Raw genomic sequence first — 18571 nt, 5'->3', positions numbered from 1 at the left:
ATGAGCGATCTCACATCCGAAGAGATGGTCGCGCGCCCGAAGACCGGCTGGTTGTCGCCGATGAATGCGCGGCGCTGGACGAACTTCAAGGCCAACCGTCGCGGCTACTGGTCGCTGTGGCTTTTTCTGTTTCTGTTCATCATTAGCCTGTTTGCCGAATTCGTCGCTAACGACAAGCCAGTGATCGCGTCCTACAAGGGTGAAATCCTGTTTCCTGTGGTGGTCGATTATCCGGAGGAGAAATTCGGCGGTTTTCTGGCGGTCACTGACTACCGGTCCGGGTTCATTCAAGACGAGATTGCGGAAAATGGCTGGATGATCTGGCCGCCGATCCGCTATTCCTACCGCACCATCAATTCCAATGTGCCCTATTCCGCGCCGACACCGCCGTTCTGGCTGATGAGCAAGGAGGATCGCTGTGCCGGCTATCCTGAAGGCGCTGACGATCCGGGCTGCACGCTGGGCAATATGGACTGGCTCGGAACCGACGATCTTGCCCGAGACGTGCTTGCCCGGGTGATCTATGGCTTCCGCATATCGGTGCTGTTCGGCCTGCTTTTGACCGGATTTTCGGCTGTCATCGGTGTTGCCGCCGGTGCGGTGCAGGGCTATTTCGGCGGCTGGGTCGATCTTTTGATGCAGCGTTTCATCGAAATCTGGTCGTCACTGCCGACGCTTTATATCCTGCTGATCATAGCGGCGATCCTGCCACCCGGATTCTGGGTGCTGCTCGGTGTCATGCTGGTGTTCTCATGGGTCAGTTTCGTCGCCGTGGTGCGGGCTGAATTCCTGCGGGCGCGCAATTTCGAATATGTGCGGGCCGCGCGTGCGCTCGGTGTCGGCAATTTTACCATCATGTTTCGCCACCTCCTGCCCAATGCCATGGTGGCGACGCTGACCTTCGTGCCCTTCATTCTGTCAGGCGCAATCGTGACGCTGACCTCGCTGGATTTCCTGGGCTTCGGCATGCCGCCGGGGTCGCCCTCGCTGGGGGAACTGGTCAATCAGGGCAAGAGCAATCTGCAGGCGCCCTGGCTCGGCATTACCGCCTTCTTCACCCTTTCGATCATGCTATCGCTGCTGGTGTTTGTCGGCGAAGCGGTGCGCGATGCGTTCGACCCGAGGAAGACGTTCCAATGAGTGACACGCCGCTTCTGTCCGTTCGCGATTTGTCCGTCGCCTTCCGCCATGGCGGGGCCGACAATCTCGCCGTCGACCGGATATCCTTTGATATAATGCCGGGCGAGGTGGTGGCGCTGGTTGGTGAATCGGGTTCCGGCAAATCGGCAACGGCGGCGTCCGTGCTGCGGCTTCTGCCCTATCCCGCGGCAAGCCACCCGAGCGGCGAAATTCTGTTTGAGGGCCGTGACTTGCTGAAAGCCGATGACCGGACGCTCCGGCAGGTGCGCGGCGGCGATATCACCCAGATTTTCCAGGAGCCGATGACCTCGCTCAACCCGCTGCATCCGGTGGAAAAGCAGGTGGGTGAAACCCTTGCGCTCCATGCCGGAATGACGGGTGCGGATGCCCGAAAACGCGTGCTTGAACTGTTGCACGAGGTTGGTATCCGCGAGGCTGAACGGCGGCTGGGTGCTTTCCCGCATGAGCTTTCCGGTGGCCAGCGCCAGCGGGTGATGATCGCCATGGCGCTTGCCAACCGGCCGAAACTGCTGATTGCGGATGAACCGACGACTGCGCTCGATGTAACGGTACAGGCGCAGATCCTGAAACTTCTGAAGAGCCTGCAGCGCGACCACGGCATGTCGATGCTGTTCATCACCCACGACCTCGGCATCGTGCGCAAGTTTGCAGACCGGGTTTGTGTCATGACCGAGGGCAGGATCGTCGAGCACGGGCCTGTGGCTGAAATCTTCGATAATCCGCAGCACGCCTATACCAAGCACCTTTTGGCCGCCGAGCCAAAGGGCGAGCCGCCGGCGCATGATCCCAGCCGCGCGGTGATCGTCGAGGCCGACAACGTCAAGGTCTGGTTTCCGGTGAAGGCCGGTCTGCTGCGCAAGACGGTCGATCATGTGAAGGCGGTCAATGGCATCTCGCTCAAACTGCGCGCCGGCGAAACGCTCGGCGTTGTCGGCGAATCGGGCTCGGGCAAGACCACGCTTGGTTTGGCGCTGACACGGATGATCGGATCAAAGGGGCGGATCGCCTTTGTCGGCAAGGATATTGACGCCTATTCCTTCAAACAGATGAAGCCCCTGCGCGAGGCAATGCAGATCGTGTTTCAGGACCCCTATGGCTCGCTGTCGCCGCGCATGTCGGTCGGCGAAATCGTGGCCGAGGGGCTGAAAATCCACGAACCTGGACTTTCCACGGCAGAGCGTGAGGCGCGGGTGGGCGCGGCGCTGGAAGAGGTCGGGCTCGATGCCACGATGCGCTGGCGCTATCCGCATGAGTTTTCCGGCGGTCAGCGCCAGAGGGTCGCGATTGCGCGCGCCATAGTGCTCAAGCCGCGTTTCGTGATGCTCGACGAGCCGACATCGGCGCTCGACATGAGCGTGCAGGCGCAGGTGGTCGATCTTCTGGCCGACCTGCAGAAGAAGCACAATCTCGCCTATCTGTTCATTTCGCATGACCTGAAAGTGGTGCGTGCGCTTGCCAACGAGATCATCGTCATGCGCTTCGGCGAAGTGGTCGAACGCGGCCCGGCGGCTGACGTTTTTGAAAACCCGAAGGCCGATTACACCAAGGCGCTGCTTGCCGCAGCCTTCGATATCGAGCCGGTTGAGGCGGATTGAGCAATTGTCCGCTCGCCTTCAAGTGTCCAGACCATAAAGAAGTCCTGCATGCCCAAAGCCCCCGTCGTCATCGACCTGAAATTCTCCGGCCGCGCCGCCATTGTCGAAGCGCTCGGAGAGGTTTTCCATGACCGGCCGGTGGTCGATCTGGCCGATGCGAAAAACCGGGGCCGGGATCTTTCGGATTGCCGTTATGCCGTGTTGTGGAAGCCGGATGACGACCTGTTCGAGCGCGCACCCAATCTCGAAGTTCTGTTTTCCGGCGGCGCGGGCGTCGATAGTGTGCTGGCGCTGAAAAGCCTGCCGGATGCGCCGCTGGTGCGCTTCGTCGATCCATCTTTGACCCGGCGCATGAGCGAATATGTGGTGCTACAATGCCTGTACCACGCCCGCCGCATTCCCGATTACATTGGCCAGCAGGCCGAAACTCGCTGGCAGCAGCTGCCGCCTGCCGAAGCCCGCGATTTCACCGTCGGCATTATGGGACTTGGCGAACTCGGGCAGGATGCCGCCCGCAAGCTCAAGGTCATCGGCTTCAATGTGATCGGCTGGTCGCGCAGCATGAAAGCGGTCGACGGTGTTGAATGTTTCGACGCTGCGGGGCTTGATGCCTTTCTGGCGAAGACTGACATTCTCGTCGGCCTTCTGCCGCTGACGACGGAAACGACGGGGCTCTTCGACCGCGAACTGTTTGAAAAACTCAGCCGTTCCGGCCCGCTCGGTGGGCCGGTATTCATCAATGCCGGTCGTGGCGGGTCGCAGGTCGAGACCGATATCCTTGCCGCACTGGAAAACGGCGTTCTTTACGCTGCGGCGCTGGATGTGTTCGCGACCGAACCTTTGCCGCAGACGAGCCCGTTGTGGTCGCATGAGCGTGTGCTGGTTACCCCGCATGTTGCCTCCGACACTGATGTGAGCGCGCTGTTTGCGCATGTCGAACGGCAGATCACCCGTTTCGAGGCCGGTGAGCCGCTTCGCCATGTCGTCAACCGGGATGCCGGTTACTGAGCGCGCCGGAACAAAGTGCATCGCCTCCACGTTCTCTCTTTTGAAAGCATCGCCGCAAACCTATCGCGGTGAGCAAGGAGGACGACATGACGACGCATTTCGATCCGAAAGAAGGCCGCCCTGTCAAATATCCGGGCGAGGATGACTACCCGCAGAAAAACCAGGACGACACGCGCATCTCGCCGACCGAAAAGCGCCACCTTAATCGCGGACAGACCGTGATCATGATCCTGATCGCGATCATGGTCGCCGTGGTGCTGATCTGGGGCGGCGCGTCCTGGCTGTTCGGTGCGCCGGGCGCAAGCTGATTTTGACAACCCGGGAGGTAGACAATGGTTGAAAAGAAGAAAACAGGTAGTCGCCCCGAGGACGTCAAGGTTGACGTGACCCCGACCGAAGCTCGGCATTCCGAGCGCGGTCGTCCGGTGCTGGTCATTCTGGCAGTAGGTCTTGTGCTTGCCTTTTTGGTCTGGGCCGCAGTGGAGCTGTTTGCACCGACGGGCGACGATCCGGTGGAAAATACTGTCAACGGGAATGTGGAGCAGGCGGAGCCGTCTCAGTAAAGCTCACTTCGAGCAAAACAATGTCCCACTCTGGACTTCCTATGGTCTTTGCAGCTAAGTCATGTCCCCGGAAGGGCGGCATGGCGGCCTTTTACGCAATTTTGAATGCCGCAATGGCGCTTGAAGGCCGAGGAGCGAACGGCGATGCCGAAGACCGATATTGCAACGCGGGTCTACGACCATAGCTGGAAGCTCGACCCGATCATCCGCAGCCTTCTGGATACCGATTTCTACAAGCTTTTGATGCTGCAGATGATCTGGAAGCTTTATCCGGACGTCAATGCCACCTTCTCGGTGATCAACCGGACGGCCTCGGTGCGCCTCGCCGACGAGATCGATGAGGGTGAACTGCGCGATCAGCTGGATCATGCGCGCGAACTCAAACTGACCAAGAAGGAAATGATCTGGCTCGCCGGGAACTCATTTTACGGCCGCTCGCAGATTTTCGAGCCGGAATTCCTGACCTGGCTCGCCAATTTCCGGCTGCCGGAATATGAACTCACCAAGCGCGACGGCCAGTACCAGCTTGATTTCCACGGGCGTTGGATGGAAACCACGATGTGGGAAATTCCGGCGCTCTGCATCGTCAATGAATTGCGCTCGCGCGCGGCGATGAAAGACATCGGTCTGTTCACCATTGATGTCACCTATGCCCGCGCCAAGGCGAAGATGTGGGCGAAGGTCGAGCGACTGGCAGCCCTTGAGGGCCTGAAAATCTCCGATTTCGGGACACGGCGCCGGCATTCCTTCCTTTGGCAGCGCTGGTGCGTGGAAGCGCTGAAAGAGGGGATCGGTCCGGCCTTTACCGGCACGTCAAATGTGCTTCTGGCCATGGACACGGACCTCGAAGCTGTTGGCACCAATGCCCATGAACTGCCAATGGTGGCCGCAGCCCTTGCCGAAACCGACGAGGCGCTGGCCATCGCGCCCTATAAGGTGATGCAGGACTGGAACAAGCTCTACGGCGGCAATCTGCTGATCGCGCTTCCAGATGCCTATGGCACCACGGCATTCTTGCGCAATGCGCCCGAATGGGTTGCCGACTGGACCGGTTTCCGCCCCGACAGCGCACCGCCGATCGAAGGCGGCGAAAAGATCATCGACTGGTGGAAGAAGATGGGCCGCGATCCGCGCGAAAAGATCCTGATCTTTTCCGACGGGCTCGATGTCGATGCGATCATCGAAGCCTACAAGCATTTCGCGGGGCGGGTGCGCATGAGCTTCGGCTGGGGCACCAATCTCACCAATGATTTCATCGGTTGCTCGCCGCATCGCGTCGGCGGGCTGAAGCCGATTTCGATCGTCTGCAAGGTGTCGGATGCCAATGGCCGCCCGGCGGTCAAGCTTTCCGACAACCCGCAAAAGGCGACCGGTGATCCGAAGGAGGTCGAACGCTATCTGAAGTTCTTCGGCTCCGAGGATATGTATGACCAGCCTGTGCTGGTCTGAAATCCGATCTGTGGCTGAAAAGCAATACCGCTGAATAGTTCGGACAAATCAGAAGATTGGCTTCATTGACACCGTCGTTATCCGCCGCATAGATTGCGCGTGGATCAGGTTCCGTTCGCGAGGACGGATGAAAAGGGAACACGGTGCAAAACCGTGGCTGCCCCCGCAACTGTAGCCGCAGAGCCGTTTCCATGATGTCACTGGGCGAATGCTCGGGAAGACGGAAACAATGGCGATGACGCGGAAGCCAGGAGACCTGCCGGATCCCGTCACCCATGCTGGAACACGGGGTTCTTGTTTTGGCGCGGTCTGCCGTCGCGGTGACATTTCGAAACGATGTTGCCACCGACGGGACAGAACCGCGACCGGGTATCTCCGTGTCCTTTCTTCTCCTCGACGGGCTTTTTCGGCCGGCTTGAAACCGGCCGCCTGAGGATATGGAATGAAAAAATCTCTGCTTGCGGCTTCTGCTGCCATTTTGACCCTGACACCGGCGCATTGGGTGCTGGCCCAGGATGCCACTTCTTTCGAAGAGGGGGTTACCGAGCTTGCGCCGGTTTATGTGACGACGCCGCTCAGGCGTCCTTCAACGATCGTGCAATCGACCTCGACCGTGACAGTGATCACCGAGGCCGATATCGAGAAATCGGCAGCACCCGACCTGCCGTCGCTGCTCAGGAAATATCCGGGCGTGAACGTGTCGACCAATGGTGGTCAGGGCGCTCAGTCCTCGATCACGCTGCGCGGCGCCAGCGCCAGCCAGACGCTCGTGTTGGTGGACGGCATGCGTGTGGCCTCGGCCACGGCCGGCTCTGCCTATCTGTCCAATATTCCGCTTTCTGCCATCGACCGTGTCGAGATCGCCGAGGGCGCGCACTCTGCCCAGTGGGGCGCTGATGCCATCGGCGGCGTTGTCAACATCATCACCAAGGACGGCTCGTCCTGTGTCAATGGTCAGTCGATCTGCACCACTTTGGAAACCGGTGTGACCTGGCCCTGGGGCGGTTTCGGTACCATTGCCACGCGCGGGATCACTGATAATGGCGTGGATTTCAACGTTGGCCTCTCGATCCTCGGAACCGAGGGCTATGACTTCACCACGCCCGAAAATTCGGTCCACGAAGATGGCCGCGACGGCTTTCTGCAGGGCTCGCTTAACTATTCGATCGGCAAGGATTTCAACTGGGGCCGGCTTTATTCCGAAGGTTTTTACGCCCGCTCCAACCCGCATTTCGACAGCGCGCCTTATGCCGACTGGATGACCGGCGACATGGTTTACGGCGCCAATCAGGCGACCCAGACCAATGCCGCTTTCAAGCTCGGTGCCGAGCTTGACCATTCTGATGACTGGTCCTCTGTCTTCGAAGTCTATTCGGCCTTTGATTACCAGAAGAATTTCCGCGACGGGCATCCGGAAGCCGATACCCACTACGATACCAATCGCTATGGTCTTTCGGGATCGACCACCAGGGAAGTGCTGACGGGCGATGCGCTCAACACCTTCACCCTTGGTGGCGAAGCCTATCGCGAGACGGTGGATTCATCCGTCGATTATACCGAAACCTCGCGCAATGTCGGTGCGGTCTACGGCCAGTACGGCCTGGAATACGAGGCGCTCACGCTCAATGCCGGCCTGCGCTACGATGCCGACGAACAGTTCGGCGGGGCTTTGACCTATAATGCCGGGCTCGGCTATGAGCTCGTTGCCGGATTGACGGCACGGGCCTCCTTCTCCACCGGCTTCAACGCGCCCACCTTCAACGATCTCTACTGGGCGTTTGACGGCTCCTATGTCGGCAATCCGAACCTTGATGCCGAAACTTCGAAGAACTGGGAAGCCGGCCTGAACTGGGATTCCGGCTACGGTACTGTCATCGATGTTGTTTACTACGAAAATTATATCGATGACATGATCGCCTATGTCTCCGATCCGGTCACTTTTATCGGTACCATGGAGAACATCGAGAAGGCGAAGATATCCGGTGTGCGTGCGGTCTGGTCGCAGAGCTTGGTCGAAGATCGCTTCGGGCTCGATTTCGGCTTTGAATATCGTCTGCCGAAGGACGAGACGGATGACATCTATATTGCAAACCAAAACCGGCTGAAGCTGACAGCGGCCGCAAGCTGGCAGGCGAGCGAGGCGCTCAACCTCAATGCCGATATCGAATATGTTGGAAGCCGCTGGACCAATAGCGATAGCTACAATCCACAGCTTAGCGATTACACGTTGGTCAATGTTTCGGCGCTCTATGACGTCGATCCGGCAGCACGGGTTAAATTCGCGGTGGATAATCTTTTCGATGAAGAATATGAGAGCGCGTATGGCTACAAGGAGCCGGGAACCACGGTATCGCTTTCCTACCAAAGGACCTTCTGAATGAACTGGTCGGCGCTGACGGCTCGAAACGTTTTATCCGTCAAGACCGTGCGCGCTGGCCTTGTTTTTTCTGTGATTGCTGCCGGGCCGGTGCTGGCCCGGCATGACCTTATCAGCCCCAACCGGGTGGTCTCGATCAATCTGTGTACCGACCAGATGGCAATGCTGCTTGCCGGGGACGATCAGCTCATCTCGGTTTCGGCGCTTGCCGCCGATCCCGCCATATCCGCCATGGCCGAAGATGCGATCGCCTATCCGCTCAACCACGGGCTGGCGGAAGAAGTGTTTCTGATGAAACCGGATCTGGTTCTGGCCGGCAGCTACACCACTCGCGAAACGGTCGACCTTCTGAAACGGCTCGGTATTCCCGTGGCTGAGTTCGCGCCCGAGGCTTCGCTTGAGGATGTGCGCGACAACCTGTTGCGCATGGGGCATCTGCTTGGCCGGGACGATGCGGCAAGGCAGCTCGTCGATGATATGGATGCAAGGCGCGCAGCCCTTCTCGAAGCGCCGGCAAGCGGTAAGACCGCAGCGCTCTACTATGCCAACGGCTACACCTCGGGTGATGGCACACTCGCCGGCGATATCGTCGCCGATGCGGGCCTCGACAATATCGGTGTTTCCGCCGGTGTCGACGGGCTTGGTCGCCTGCCGCTGGAGCGACTGATCATGGCTGCGCCCGAGGTCATCGTCGGCGGTGACAGTGGGTATGACGCTCCGGCATTGGCCGAGGCTCCCTTTGCCCATCCGGCCTTTCGCGCGGTCGCCGAAAACGCGGATTTCATCGACCTTCCCAGCCGTTTGACGATCTGCGGCGGGCCGTTCAGCCTTGATGCGATTGCCCGTGTCAGAGACGGTTTGGCCAGAGGTCGCGGGAATGAGTGAACAGCGACGGTATTTCGTTGTTCTTGCCGGTCTCGGGGCGCTCGTGATCCTGCTGTTTCTGGCGTCACTCACGGTTGGCCCCGCAGGTTTCGGTCTCCGCGCAGCGCTTGCCGGGCTTTTCAGCCGGGATGCCGGCGCGATTGCGCTGATCATGCAGGAGATCAGGCTGCCGCGCGCGCTGCTCGGGCTCACCATTGGGCTAACGCTCGGTCTGTCCGGAGCGGTTCTGCAGGGCTATCTGCGCAACCCACTGGCCGAACCGGGATTGCTCGGTGTCTCGGCCTCCGCATCATTGGGTGCGGTGATTGCGCTCTATACCGGGCTTTCGGCGCTGTTTGCGCTGGCCCTGCCCATCCTTGCACTTGTCTTCGCTTTTGCTTCTGTCGTGCTGGTGCGGTTTCTGGCGGGCGGCGGTGCGCGCAGCCTTTCCATCATCCTTGCCGGTGTTGCCGTCACAAGCTTTGCCGGCGCGATGACCGCGCTGGCGCTCAACCTTTCGCCCAATCCGTTCGCCGCCATGGAAATCATGTTCTGGATGCTTGGCTCGCTTGCCGATCGCTCGATGCTGCAATTCTGGCTGGCCATTCCGTTCATGGCCATTGGCTGGGTGCTGCTGTTGTTCTCCGCGCGCGCACTCGATGCGATGATGCTGGGTCATGATGCGGCGGCCAGTCTCGGGGTTTCGCCGAAAACCACGGAGCGGCTGGTGATCTGGGGGGTTGCGGCAAGCGTCGGCGCGGCAACCGCCGTTTCAGGTACGATCGGCTTTGTCGGGCTTGTGGTGCCGCACCTGCTGCGCCCGCTCGTCGGAGCGGTGCCCTCGAGGTTGCTGCCCGCAAGCGCACTCGGCGGCGCAACGGTGTTGCTTGCGGCAGATGTCGCGGTGCGGTTGATCGCACCGGAACGCGATCTGAAGATTGGGGTGGTGACCGCACTGATCGGCGCGCCATTCTTTTTGTGGCTGATCTACAAGACTCGCCGGGAGCTGATCTGATGCTGTTGAGTGCTGAAAGGATCACGGTCCGTATCGGCGCGCGCACGATTGTCGACGATGTCGGATTTTCGGTTGGCCATGGTGAACTTGTCGGCCTGATCGGGCCGAACGGTGCGGGCAAATCGACGCTGCTGAAGGCCTGCCTCGGCCTGATCCGTGCTTCCGGCGATGTGCACTTGCTCAAGACGCCGCTGGCGCAGATGACACCGCTTGAGCGTGCCCGCGCGGTGGCCTATCTGCCCCAGGATCATGAAATCGCCTGGCCGGTGGCCGTACGTCATGTCGTCGGGCTGGGGCGTCAACCCTGGCGGGAATGCTCCGCCTTCGGCGATTATGCCGGCGGCCAGATCATCGCAAAGGCCATGGCGCGTATGGGGGTAGCCTCGCTTGCCGAGCGCCGCGCCGATACGCTCTCTGGTGGTGAGCGGGCGCGGGTGCTTATTGCCCGGGCACTGGCCCAGGCCACGCCGCTTCTGATTGCCGATGAACCGGTTGCAGGCCTTGATCCCGCCCACCAGATCGCGCTGATGGAGGTGTTCGCCTCGCTCTTGCGTGAGGGCCGCTCTGTGGTCTGCTCTCTGCATGATCTCGGGCTCGCCGCGCGCTGGTGCACGCGGTTGGTGATGCTCAGCGAGGGGGGCATTGTCGCAGACGGGCCGCCGGCCTCGGTGCTGACGCCTGAGAACTTGCGTCGGGTCTATGGCGTGGAGGCATTTTTCGGCCACGCGAATGGCGGACCGGTGGTCATGCCGACGGCCCTTTCTGAAAAATAGCGCGCCCGCGTTGCGCAGCTTCGACAAACTCTCTTCAAGCGCCATTGCGCGCGGGGTCCGATTTCGCTAAGAAACCGCAGCTTTCCGGCTTTGGAGTCCGGTCGCGACCAAAGCTGGCCGCCGACCGGCCCCACAGGAATGCCATGGTGTTGCGTCCGCCATCCGCTTTCGGACGTTTTAGAATTCGAGTGTTGGAAAATGGCCCGCATTGTTATGAAATTCGGCGGCACATCTGTCGCCAATATCGAACGAATCCGCAATGTGGCGCGCCATGTCAAACGCGAGGTCGATGCCGGCCATGAGGTCGCCGTTGTCGTGTCTGCCATGGCCGGCAAGACCAATGAGCTGGTCGGGTGGACCCGCGAAGCCTCGCCGATGCATGATGCGCGCGAATATGATGTGGTCGTCTCTTCAGGCGAGCAGGTAACGTCCGGTCTGCTCTCCATTGTGTTGCAGTCGATGGGCGTCAATGCCCGCTCCTGGCAGGGCTGGCAGTTGCCGATCAAGACCGACAGCACCCATGGCGCTGCCCGGATCGATGGCATTGACGGCTCGGATATCGTCAAGCGCATGGGCGAGGGGCAGGTTGCGGTGTGCGCCGGGTTCCAGGGCATTGGCCCGGATAACCGCATCGCCACGCTCGGGCGTGGTGGTTCCGATACCTCTGCCGTCGCCATCGCTGCTGCAGTTAACGCCGATCGCTGCGATATCTATACCGATGTCGACGGCGTCTACACCACCGATCCGCGCGTCGAGCCGAAGGCCCGGCGCATGAAGAAGGTGGCGTTCGAGGAAATGCTGGAAATGGCCTCGCTCGGCGCCAAGGTGCTGCAGGTGCGCTCCGTCGAGTTGGCCATGGTTCATAAAGTGCGCACATTCGTGCGCTCCAGTTTCGAGGCGCCGGATGCGCCGGGCATGGGCGATTTCGACAATCCGCCCGGAACACTGATTTGCGACGAGGATGAGATTTTGGAACAGGAAGTCGTAACCGGCATCGCGTATGCCAAGGATGAGGCGCAGATCTCGCTGCGCCGTGTGGAAGACCGCCCCGGCGTTGCCGCCGCCATTTTCGGCCCGCTTGCCGAGGCCCATGTCAATGTCGACATGATCGTCCAGAACATTTCCGAGGACGGCACCCATACCGACATGACCTTTACCGTGCCGGCCTCCGACGTGGAAAAGGCCAAGACAGCACTTGCCGCCGGGCATTCCGAGATCGGCTATGACGCGGTTCAAAGCGAGACCGAACTGGCCAAGATTTCGGTGATCGGCATCGGCATGCGTTCGCATTCGGGCGTTGCGGCGTCGGCCTTCAAGGCGCTGTCCGAAAAGGGCATCAACATCAAGGCGATCACCACGTCGGAGATCAAGATCTCGATCCTGATAGACGGTGCCTATGCCGAGCTTGCTGTCAGAACTTTGCATTCCTGCTACGGTCTCGATAAATAAGCCGTAACGGACGGCTCCGGATTTCATGTTTCGGACCGTCCGACTGAAACCGTCAAAGGTTTCTCCACCGGGGACAGACTGCGATGAACCACCAAGCACCGAGCCCGCGTATATTGCTGAAGCGGCTCAGGGAACTGATGGCCGAGCCGCTGGAGCCACAGACCCGCCTTGACCGTATTGTCGGCCAGATCGCCGACAATATGGTCGCCGCCGTGTGTTCGGTCTACGTCTTGAGAGCCGACAGTGTGCTCGAGCTCTATGCGACGCAAGGCCTGAAGCGCGACGCGGTTCACTTGGCGAGCCTTCGCATGGGGCAGGGCCTGGTCGGGACAATTGCGGCCTCCGCGCGCCCCTTGAACCTTTCCGACGCCCAGTCTCACCCCGCTTTTCGCTACCTGCCGGAGACCGGAGAGGAAATCTATCACTCCTTCCTCGGTGTTCCGATTCTGCGCGCCGGGCGCACGCTTGGCGTCCTTGTGGTTCAAAATACCGATGAACACGCGTATAGCGAAGAAGACGTCGAGGCGCTGCAGACGGCGGCAATGCTGCTGGCCGAGCTGATTGCCTCCGGGGATCTCAAGAAAATCACCCGGCCCGGCATGGAGCTCGATCTCACCCGCACGGTTTCGTTCTCAGGCGATGCCTATGGCGAGGGCATCGCGCTCGGGCACGTCGTGCTGCACGAACCGCGAGATCATGATCAGCAACCTCGTTAACGAGGACAGCGATGCCGAGATCGCGCGGCTGCGCGCGGCCATGGAAAAGCTGCGGTTTTCGATCGACGAGCTGTTGCAGCGCAAAGACGTTTCCGCCGAAGGGGAGCATCGCGAGGTCCTGGAAACCTATCGCATGTTTGCACATGATCGTGGCTGGGTGCGGCGTCTGGAAGAAGCGATCACGCTTGGCCTGACTGCCGAGGGTGCGGTTGAAAAGGTTCAGAGCGACACCAAGGCGCGGATGATCCGGCTCACCGATCCTTTCATGCGCGACCGCATGCATGATCTCGATGATCTTGCCAACAGGTTGCTGCGTCAGTTGACCGGCCACACAGTCGACACTGATGGCGAGAGCTTTCCCGAAGACGCTGTCGTCGTGGCCCGTGCGATGGGTGCCGCCGAGCTTCTGGATTATCCGCGTGAAAAACTGCGCGGCCTCGTGCTCGAAGATGGCGCAGCGACCAGCCATGTCATCATTGTAGCGCGGGCGATGGGCATTCCCGTCATCGGCCAGGCGACCGGCGTTGCCGCCCAGGTGGAAAACGGGGATGCGGTCATCGTCGATGGCGACGACGGCGAGGTGCATGTGCGCCCGCTCGATGCGGTCATCACCGCCTATGAGGAAAAGCTGAGGCTGAGAGCGCGCCGGCAGGAACAGTTCCGGGCACTCAGAAATGTCGATCCGGTTTCCGCCGATGGTGTTCGCGTCCGGCTGATGATGAATGCCGGGCTTCTGGTCGACCTGCCGCAGTTTGATGACAGCGGCGCGGAAGGCATTGGCCTGTTTCGCACCGAACTGCAGTTCATGATCGCGTCGCGCATGCCGAAAGCGGCTGAGCAGGAGAGCTTCTACCGGCAGGTTCTGGATCATGCGGGCAATCGTCCCGTCACCTTCCGTACGCTTGATATCGGCTCCGACAAGATGGTCTCCTATTTCCGCTCCCAGGAAGAGGAAAATCCGGCCATGGGCTGGCGGGCGATACGGTTGGCGCTTGACCGGCCTTATCTTCTGCGCATGCAGCTTCGTGCGCTGATGAAGGCCTCGGCGGGCGAGACATTGCGGGTGATGGTGCCGATGGTTTCCGAGGTTGGCGAAATTCGCGAGGCACGGGCGTTGATGGCCAAGGAAGTGCAGCATCTGGGGCGTTTCGGCCACCGGTTGCCGCGCAAGATCGAGCTTGGCGCCATGCTGGAAGTGCCCGCACTTCTCTACGAGATCGATGAACTGATGGCCGAGGTAGATTTCGTCTCGGTTGGCTCCAACGATCTCTACCAGTTCTTCATGGCAATCGACCGTGGCAATGCCCGGGTTTCCGATCGCTACGACACGATCAGCAAACCTTTCCTCAGAATGCTGCGGGATATCATGCGGGCAGGCGAACGCAACAGTGTTCCGGTAACGCTTTGCGGCGAATATGCCAGCAAGCCGATTTCGGCGCTGGCGCTGTTTGCGATCGGCTACCGCTCTGTCTCGATGTCTGCGACGGCGATCGGGCCGGTTAAGGCAATGCTGCTCGGCCTCGACATTTCAGCCGTCAGCGAAGTCGTGAATGCAGCACTCGACGATCCGTCCAATCTGACGCCAGTGCGCGCGCTGCTGGAGCGCTTCGCAAGCGATCACAACATTCCGCTTTAGCGGCGCTGCAAACGAACGGCAACGAAACCCATAACAAGCGGAGATGACCACGCGTGGCGAGGCTACCACAGGAAAAGATGCGGGAACTGGAACGGCGGTTTTCCGAGGTCGAGGCACGCATGTCAGCCGGCCCCGATGCGGAAACCTACGTCAAACTCGCATCGGAATATGCCGAGCTGGACCCGGTCGTCGCCAAGATCCGTGACTATCAGGCCGTCGAAAGCGAGCTTGCCGATCTGAACAGCCTGCTTTCCGATCGCGCCACCGAAAGGGAGATGCGTGAGCTTGCGGAAATGGAAGTGCCGGAGCTGGAAGAGCGTATCGAAGCGTTGACCAGCGAAATCCAGCTTCTGCTTTTGCCGCGCGATGCGGCGGACGAGAAAAGCGCGGTTCTGGAAATTCGCGCCGGAACCGGCGGATCGGAAGCCGCCCTTTTCGCCGGCGATCTGTTTCGCATGTATGAGCGCTACGCCTCTGACAAGGGCTGGAAGGTTGAGGTGTTGTCCGCAAGCGAGGGCGATGCCGGCGGCTACAAGGAAATCATTGCTTCCGTTTCCGGCAAAGGGGTGTTTTCAAGGCTGAAATTTGAATCCGGCGTGCATCGGGTTCAGCGCGTGCCGGAAACCGAAGCCAGCGGGCGCATTCACACCTCCGCCGCGACCGTTGCTGTTTTGCCGGAAGCCGAGGATATCGATATTGAAGTGCGCCAGGACGACATCCGCATCGACACGATGCGCGCCTCGGGGGCGGGTGGCCAGCACGTCAACACAACGGATTCGGCTGTGCGCATCACCCATATCCCGACCGGCATTGTCGTCACCAGCTCGGAAAAATCCCAGCACCAGAACCGGGCCAAGGCGATGCAGGTGTTGCGCGCCAAGCTCTTCGACATGGAACGCCAGCGTGCCGATAGCGAACGCTCCGCCGACCGCAAGAGCCAGGTCGGTTCCGGGGATCGTTCCGAGCGCATCCGCACCTATAATTTTCCGCAAGGGCGGGTCACCGATCACCGCATAAACCTGACGCTGTACAAGCTCGATTCCGTGATTGCCGGCGATCTTGACGAAGTCGTCGACGCGCTGATCTCCGATTATCAGGCCGGTCAACTCGCCCTTCTCGGCGCCCACACAGGATGAGGGCTCAAGCGTGGTGACACTTCACGCGACCTATCGCGAGGCCGTGGCCTCTTTCGAAGCAGCAGGGCTCGAAACGCCCTCAGACGATGCCCGGCATCTTTTGAGCGGTGTGCTCGGCCTTTCTCTCACCGGGATGATCACTGAAGGCACGCGTGCGCTGGATGCCGATGAGCAAGAGACTGTCGCCGCTGCGGTTGCAAGGCGGGTTGCCCGCGAACCGGTCTACCGGATCCTCGGTGCCCGCGAATTCTACGGTCTCGATTTCATGCTGTCCGCCGATACGCTGGAGCCGCGACCGGATACCGAAATCCTGGTCGAGCACTGTCTGCCATGGCTTCGCCAGGCGGTGGAGCGCAAAGGAGCAGCCCGCCTTGTCGATCTTGGTACGGGAACCGGTGCCATTGCGGTCGCGCTTCTCAAGAACTGCGCCAAATCGACAGCGCTGGCGACAGATATTGCAGGCGGAGCCCTTGAAACTGCGCGCGCCAATGCCTTGATCAATGGTGTCGCCGATCGTTTTGATACGGCAAGCGGGCCGTGGTTTTCTGCAGTTCGTGGGCAGTTCGACATGATTGTGTCAAATCCGCCCTATATCGTCTCTGATGACATCGAGGCGCTTGCGCCGGAAGTGCGGGACCATGACCCCGCACTGGCTCTGGACGGGGGCGCTGATGGTCTTGATGCCTATCGGGCAATCGCGGCGGAAGCCGGAAATCATCTTGCCGAAGACGGCGTTGTTGCGCTCGAAATCGGGTTTGATCAGAAGGATATGGTAACCGCGATCTTCTCCGAAGCGGGGCTTATTCGGGTGGAATCACACCGGGATCTGGGCGGAAATGACCGCGTTGTCATTTTTGCAACTGCCCGGAAACGCTGAAAATTGAACCTTGTCCGGCCTTTTTGAAAACAGCTGAAGAAAGGGCTTGGAATTTTAAGGCAAGCACGATAGGTTGCACCCACGCAAAACAGTGACTGAAAGAAACAGCGATTCGTCGCTTGGCAACAGTCCCAAGGTTTCCCGTCCAGTGTTGGTTCATTGTGACATGCCGTTTTTTGCGTGATTCAGGTATTTGAATTCCACGAATGGCAGCCGGTGTTTTGCGCTGCCAGCGGGGCTATGCCGCCGTGTTTCGCCAATGCGGGGACGGCAAATGGCAAGGCTCGACCATTGACAGAAAATTCAGGTGAATACTCCATGAGGCCAGGACAGCAGAATAAGCGCAGCCGGGGGCGCGGCAGCAATAATAATAACTTTAACCGCAAGGGCGCCAACCCGCTGACCCGGACCTATGACAGTACCGGTCCTGATGTGAAAGTGCGGGGCACCGCGCAGCATGTCGCAGAAAAATACATGTCGCTTGCCCGCGACTCTCAGAGTTCTGGCGACCGTGTTATGGCGGAGAATTACCTCCAGCACGCCGAGCATTATATCCGGATCATTGCCGCCGCCCAGTCGCAGATGCAGGAACGTAGCCAGCGTGACGACCGCTCCGACAATAGCGACGACAATGACGACGCTGCGGCAAGCAAGGCCAACAATAATCAGTCGCCGTCCGATGAACGCAACGGGCGCAATGAGCGTAATGAGCGCAGGGAACAGCCCCGCAAGCAGGAACAGCAGGTTGATGGCGACGGGCCGCAGCCGGTGATCGACGGAACGCCCGCCGAGGTTGCTGCCGAGGAGGCCGATGGTCAGCCCGCGCAGAAGTCGCGCCGCCGTTCGCCAGCCGCCAGCCGCCCGCGCCGCACCAAGCGCGCTGCCGGCGCCGAAAATGCTGGCGATGACAGCACTGCCACAGCGGCTGCCGAGAGCGCTGGTGGCGACAGCAATGCCGCACCGGCTGCCGAGAGCGCTGGTGAGGCGGAAGCACCGAAAAAACCGGTGCGCCGCCGTCGCACTCCCAAGTCCGAAGCCGCCGCTGCCGATGCTGCGTCTGGCGAGAAGGACAAGGCGCCGGCGATGGCCGACAGCGCCTCGGAATAACAGAGGCGGATCAAGAAAATCTGGATAGGGCCCGGCCATAGCGGTCGGGCCTTCATCGTTACTGGTCGATGGTGCAGCTGTGCGGTGATATTCGGTTTCGGGGCTGACGCGCGACGGACCGGCAGGTAAACGGGACGACTTCCATGAGCTTTGTGATCGCAATCGATGGACCGGCTGCTGCCGGTAAGGGTACACTGGCGCGCAAGCTTGCCGAACATTTTGGCCTGCCGCACCTCGATACGGGTCTGACCTACCGGGCGACTGCAAAGGCGTTGCTCGATGCGGGAAAGCCGCTTGATGATGAAGCGATTGCGGCACAAACTGCGGCCAGTATCGACCTTGGCAATCTCGATCGCGCGGTTTTGTCCGCTCACGATATCGGTGAGGCCGCTTCGAAGGTTGCGGCGATGCCTTCGGTGCGTGTTGCGCTGGTGGCCGCCCAGCGACGTTTCGCATCCTCGGCGCGCGGCGCGGTGCTTGACGGGCGTGATATCGGTACGGTCGTCTGTCCGGATGCGCCGGTGAAGCTCTATGTCACGGCCGATGCGCAAGTTCGTGCCAAACGCCGGTATGACGAGATCCTGGCCAGAGGTGAGGTCGCGGATTTCGACCGGATTTTGGAAGATGTGCGCCGCCGCGACGCGCGCGATATGGGGCGAAAGGACAGTCCTTTGCGCCCGGCGGACGATGCGCACTTGCTTGATACGTCTAAAATGGGTATAGAGGCCGCGTTTCGGGCTGCTTGTGCTTATGCAGAAAAGCGGCCTGATCTGTAATACATGCGGAGGAGGCTCCGCAATTTATGGTTTTCATTGCATCCATGCGCCGGAATACTCTTTCTGCCC

15 protein-coding genes, 1 pseudogene and 1 riboswitch are annotated in these 18571 nt (G+C 60.3%); all 16 genes and pseudogenes read left to right on the top strand.

Translation table 11 applies throughout. From position 1 onward, the window contains the following. The 16 genes and pseudogenes from AC0L7L_RS17225 to cmk all read left to right on the top strand — a co-directional run bounded on the left by AC0L7L_RS17225 (nucleotide 1) and on the right by cmk (nucleotide 18502). Nucleotides 1–1140 carry an ABC transporter permease gene (locus AC0L7L_RS17225; protein ID WP_473510301.1) on the top strand — a complete coding sequence of 380 codons (1140 nt, stop codon included), beginning with the start codon at nucleotides 1–3 and terminating at the stop codon, nucleotides 1138–1140. Next, complete coding sequence (locus tag AC0L7L_RS17220; RefSeq protein WP_272213284.1) at nucleotides 1137–2756, top strand: ABC transporter ATP-binding protein; 1620 nt, start codon at nucleotides 1137–1139, stop codon at nucleotides 2754–2756. The genes AC0L7L_RS17225 and AC0L7L_RS17220 overlap by 4 nt, the downstream gene beginning before the upstream one ends. 48 nt (nucleotides 2757–2804) lie before the next feature. Then, nucleotides 2805–3764 (top strand): 2-hydroxyacid dehydrogenase, encoded by a 960-nt coding sequence (locus tag AC0L7L_RS17215; RefSeq protein WP_272213283.1) that lies wholly within the window; start codon nucleotides 2805–2807, stop codon nucleotides 3762–3764. Nucleotides 3765–3850: 86 nt separating this feature from the next. Further along, nucleotides 3851–4072 (top strand): hypothetical protein, encoded by a 222-nt coding sequence (locus AC0L7L_RS17210; protein WP_272213282.1) that lies wholly within the window; start codon nucleotides 3851–3853, stop codon nucleotides 4070–4072. A 24-nt stretch (nucleotides 4073–4096) separates the two neighbouring features. After that, nucleotides 4097–4327 (top strand): hypothetical protein, encoded by a 231-nt coding sequence (locus tag AC0L7L_RS17205; protein WP_473510298.1) that lies wholly within the window; start codon nucleotides 4097–4099, stop codon nucleotides 4325–4327. Between the two features lie 144 nt (nucleotides 4328–4471). Next, nucleotides 4472–5776 (top strand): nicotinate phosphoribosyltransferase, encoded by a 1305-nt coding sequence (gene pncB / locus AC0L7L_RS17200; protein ID WP_272213281.1) that lies wholly within the window; start codon nucleotides 4472–4474, stop codon nucleotides 5774–5776. Nucleotides 5777–5865: 89 nt separating this feature from the next. Continuing rightward, nucleotides 5866–6054: riboswitch (cobalamin riboswitch) on the top strand. 164 nt (nucleotides 6055–6218) lie between these two features. After that, the gene (locus tag AC0L7L_RS17195; protein ID WP_473510296.1) at nucleotides 6219–8153 is read left to right on the top strand and encodes a TonB-dependent receptor plug domain-containing protein; all 1935 of its coding nucleotides are present in this window, start codon (nucleotides 6219–6221) and stop codon (nucleotides 8151–8153) included. Then, complete coding sequence (locus AC0L7L_RS17190; RefSeq protein WP_473510294.1) at nucleotides 8154–9038, top strand: ABC transporter substrate-binding protein; 885 nt, start codon at nucleotides 8154–8156, stop codon at nucleotides 9036–9038. After that, nucleotides 9031–10032, top strand: coding sequence for a FecCD family ABC transporter permease (locus AC0L7L_RS17185; RefSeq protein ID WP_473510292.1), 1002 nt, complete (start codon nucleotides 9031–9033; stop codon nucleotides 10030–10032). The genes AC0L7L_RS17190 and AC0L7L_RS17185 overlap by 8 nt, the downstream gene beginning before the upstream one ends. Then, nucleotides 10029–10805 carry an ABC transporter ATP-binding protein gene (locus tag AC0L7L_RS17180; protein ID WP_473513989.1) on the top strand — a complete coding sequence of 259 codons (777 nt, stop codon included), beginning with the start codon at nucleotides 10029–10031 and terminating at the stop codon, nucleotides 10803–10805. Before AC0L7L_RS17185 ends, AC0L7L_RS17180 begins: the two co-directional genes overlap by 4 nt. Nucleotides 10806–11003: 198 nt before the next feature. Continuing rightward, entirely contained in the window at nucleotides 11004–12254 is a 1251-nt protein-coding gene (locus AC0L7L_RS17175; RefSeq protein WP_473510290.1) for an aspartate kinase, read from the top strand. An 83-nt stretch (nucleotides 12255–12337) separates the two neighbouring features. Beyond that, nucleotides 12338–14606: pseudogene (gene ptsP, locus AC0L7L_RS17170) on the top strand (phosphoenolpyruvate--protein phosphotransferase). Nucleotides 14607–14659: 53 nt separating this feature from the next. Next, nucleotides 14660–15742, top strand: coding sequence for a peptide chain release factor 1 (gene prfA, locus AC0L7L_RS17165; RefSeq protein WP_473510288.1), 1083 nt, complete (start codon nucleotides 14660–14662; stop codon nucleotides 15740–15742). Between the two features lie 13 nt (nucleotides 15743–15755). Further along, entirely contained in the window at nucleotides 15756–16619 is an 864-nt protein-coding gene (gene prmC, locus AC0L7L_RS17160; RefSeq protein ID WP_473513987.1) for a peptide chain release factor N(5)-glutamine methyltransferase, read from the top strand. A 318-nt stretch (nucleotides 16620–16937) separates the two neighbouring features. Beyond that, the gene (locus AC0L7L_RS17155) at nucleotides 16938–17726 is read left to right on the top strand and encodes a DUF4167 domain-containing protein (RefSeq protein WP_473510286.1); all 789 of its coding nucleotides are present in this window, start codon (nucleotides 16938–16940) and stop codon (nucleotides 17724–17726) included. Nucleotides 17727–17869: 143 nt separating this feature from the next. Then, nucleotides 17870–18502 (top strand): (d)CMP kinase, encoded by a 633-nt coding sequence (gene cmk, locus AC0L7L_RS17150; protein WP_272213271.1) that lies wholly within the window; start codon nucleotides 17870–17872, stop codon nucleotides 18500–18502. The last annotated feature ends 69 nt before the right edge of the window (nucleotides 18503–18571 follow it).

It is taken from the genome of Martelella sp. K41-7 (assembly GCF_055808365.1).
The sequence above is the reverse complement of the archived record's forward strand: the minus strand, read 5'-3'. Positions and strand labels throughout refer to the sequence as shown.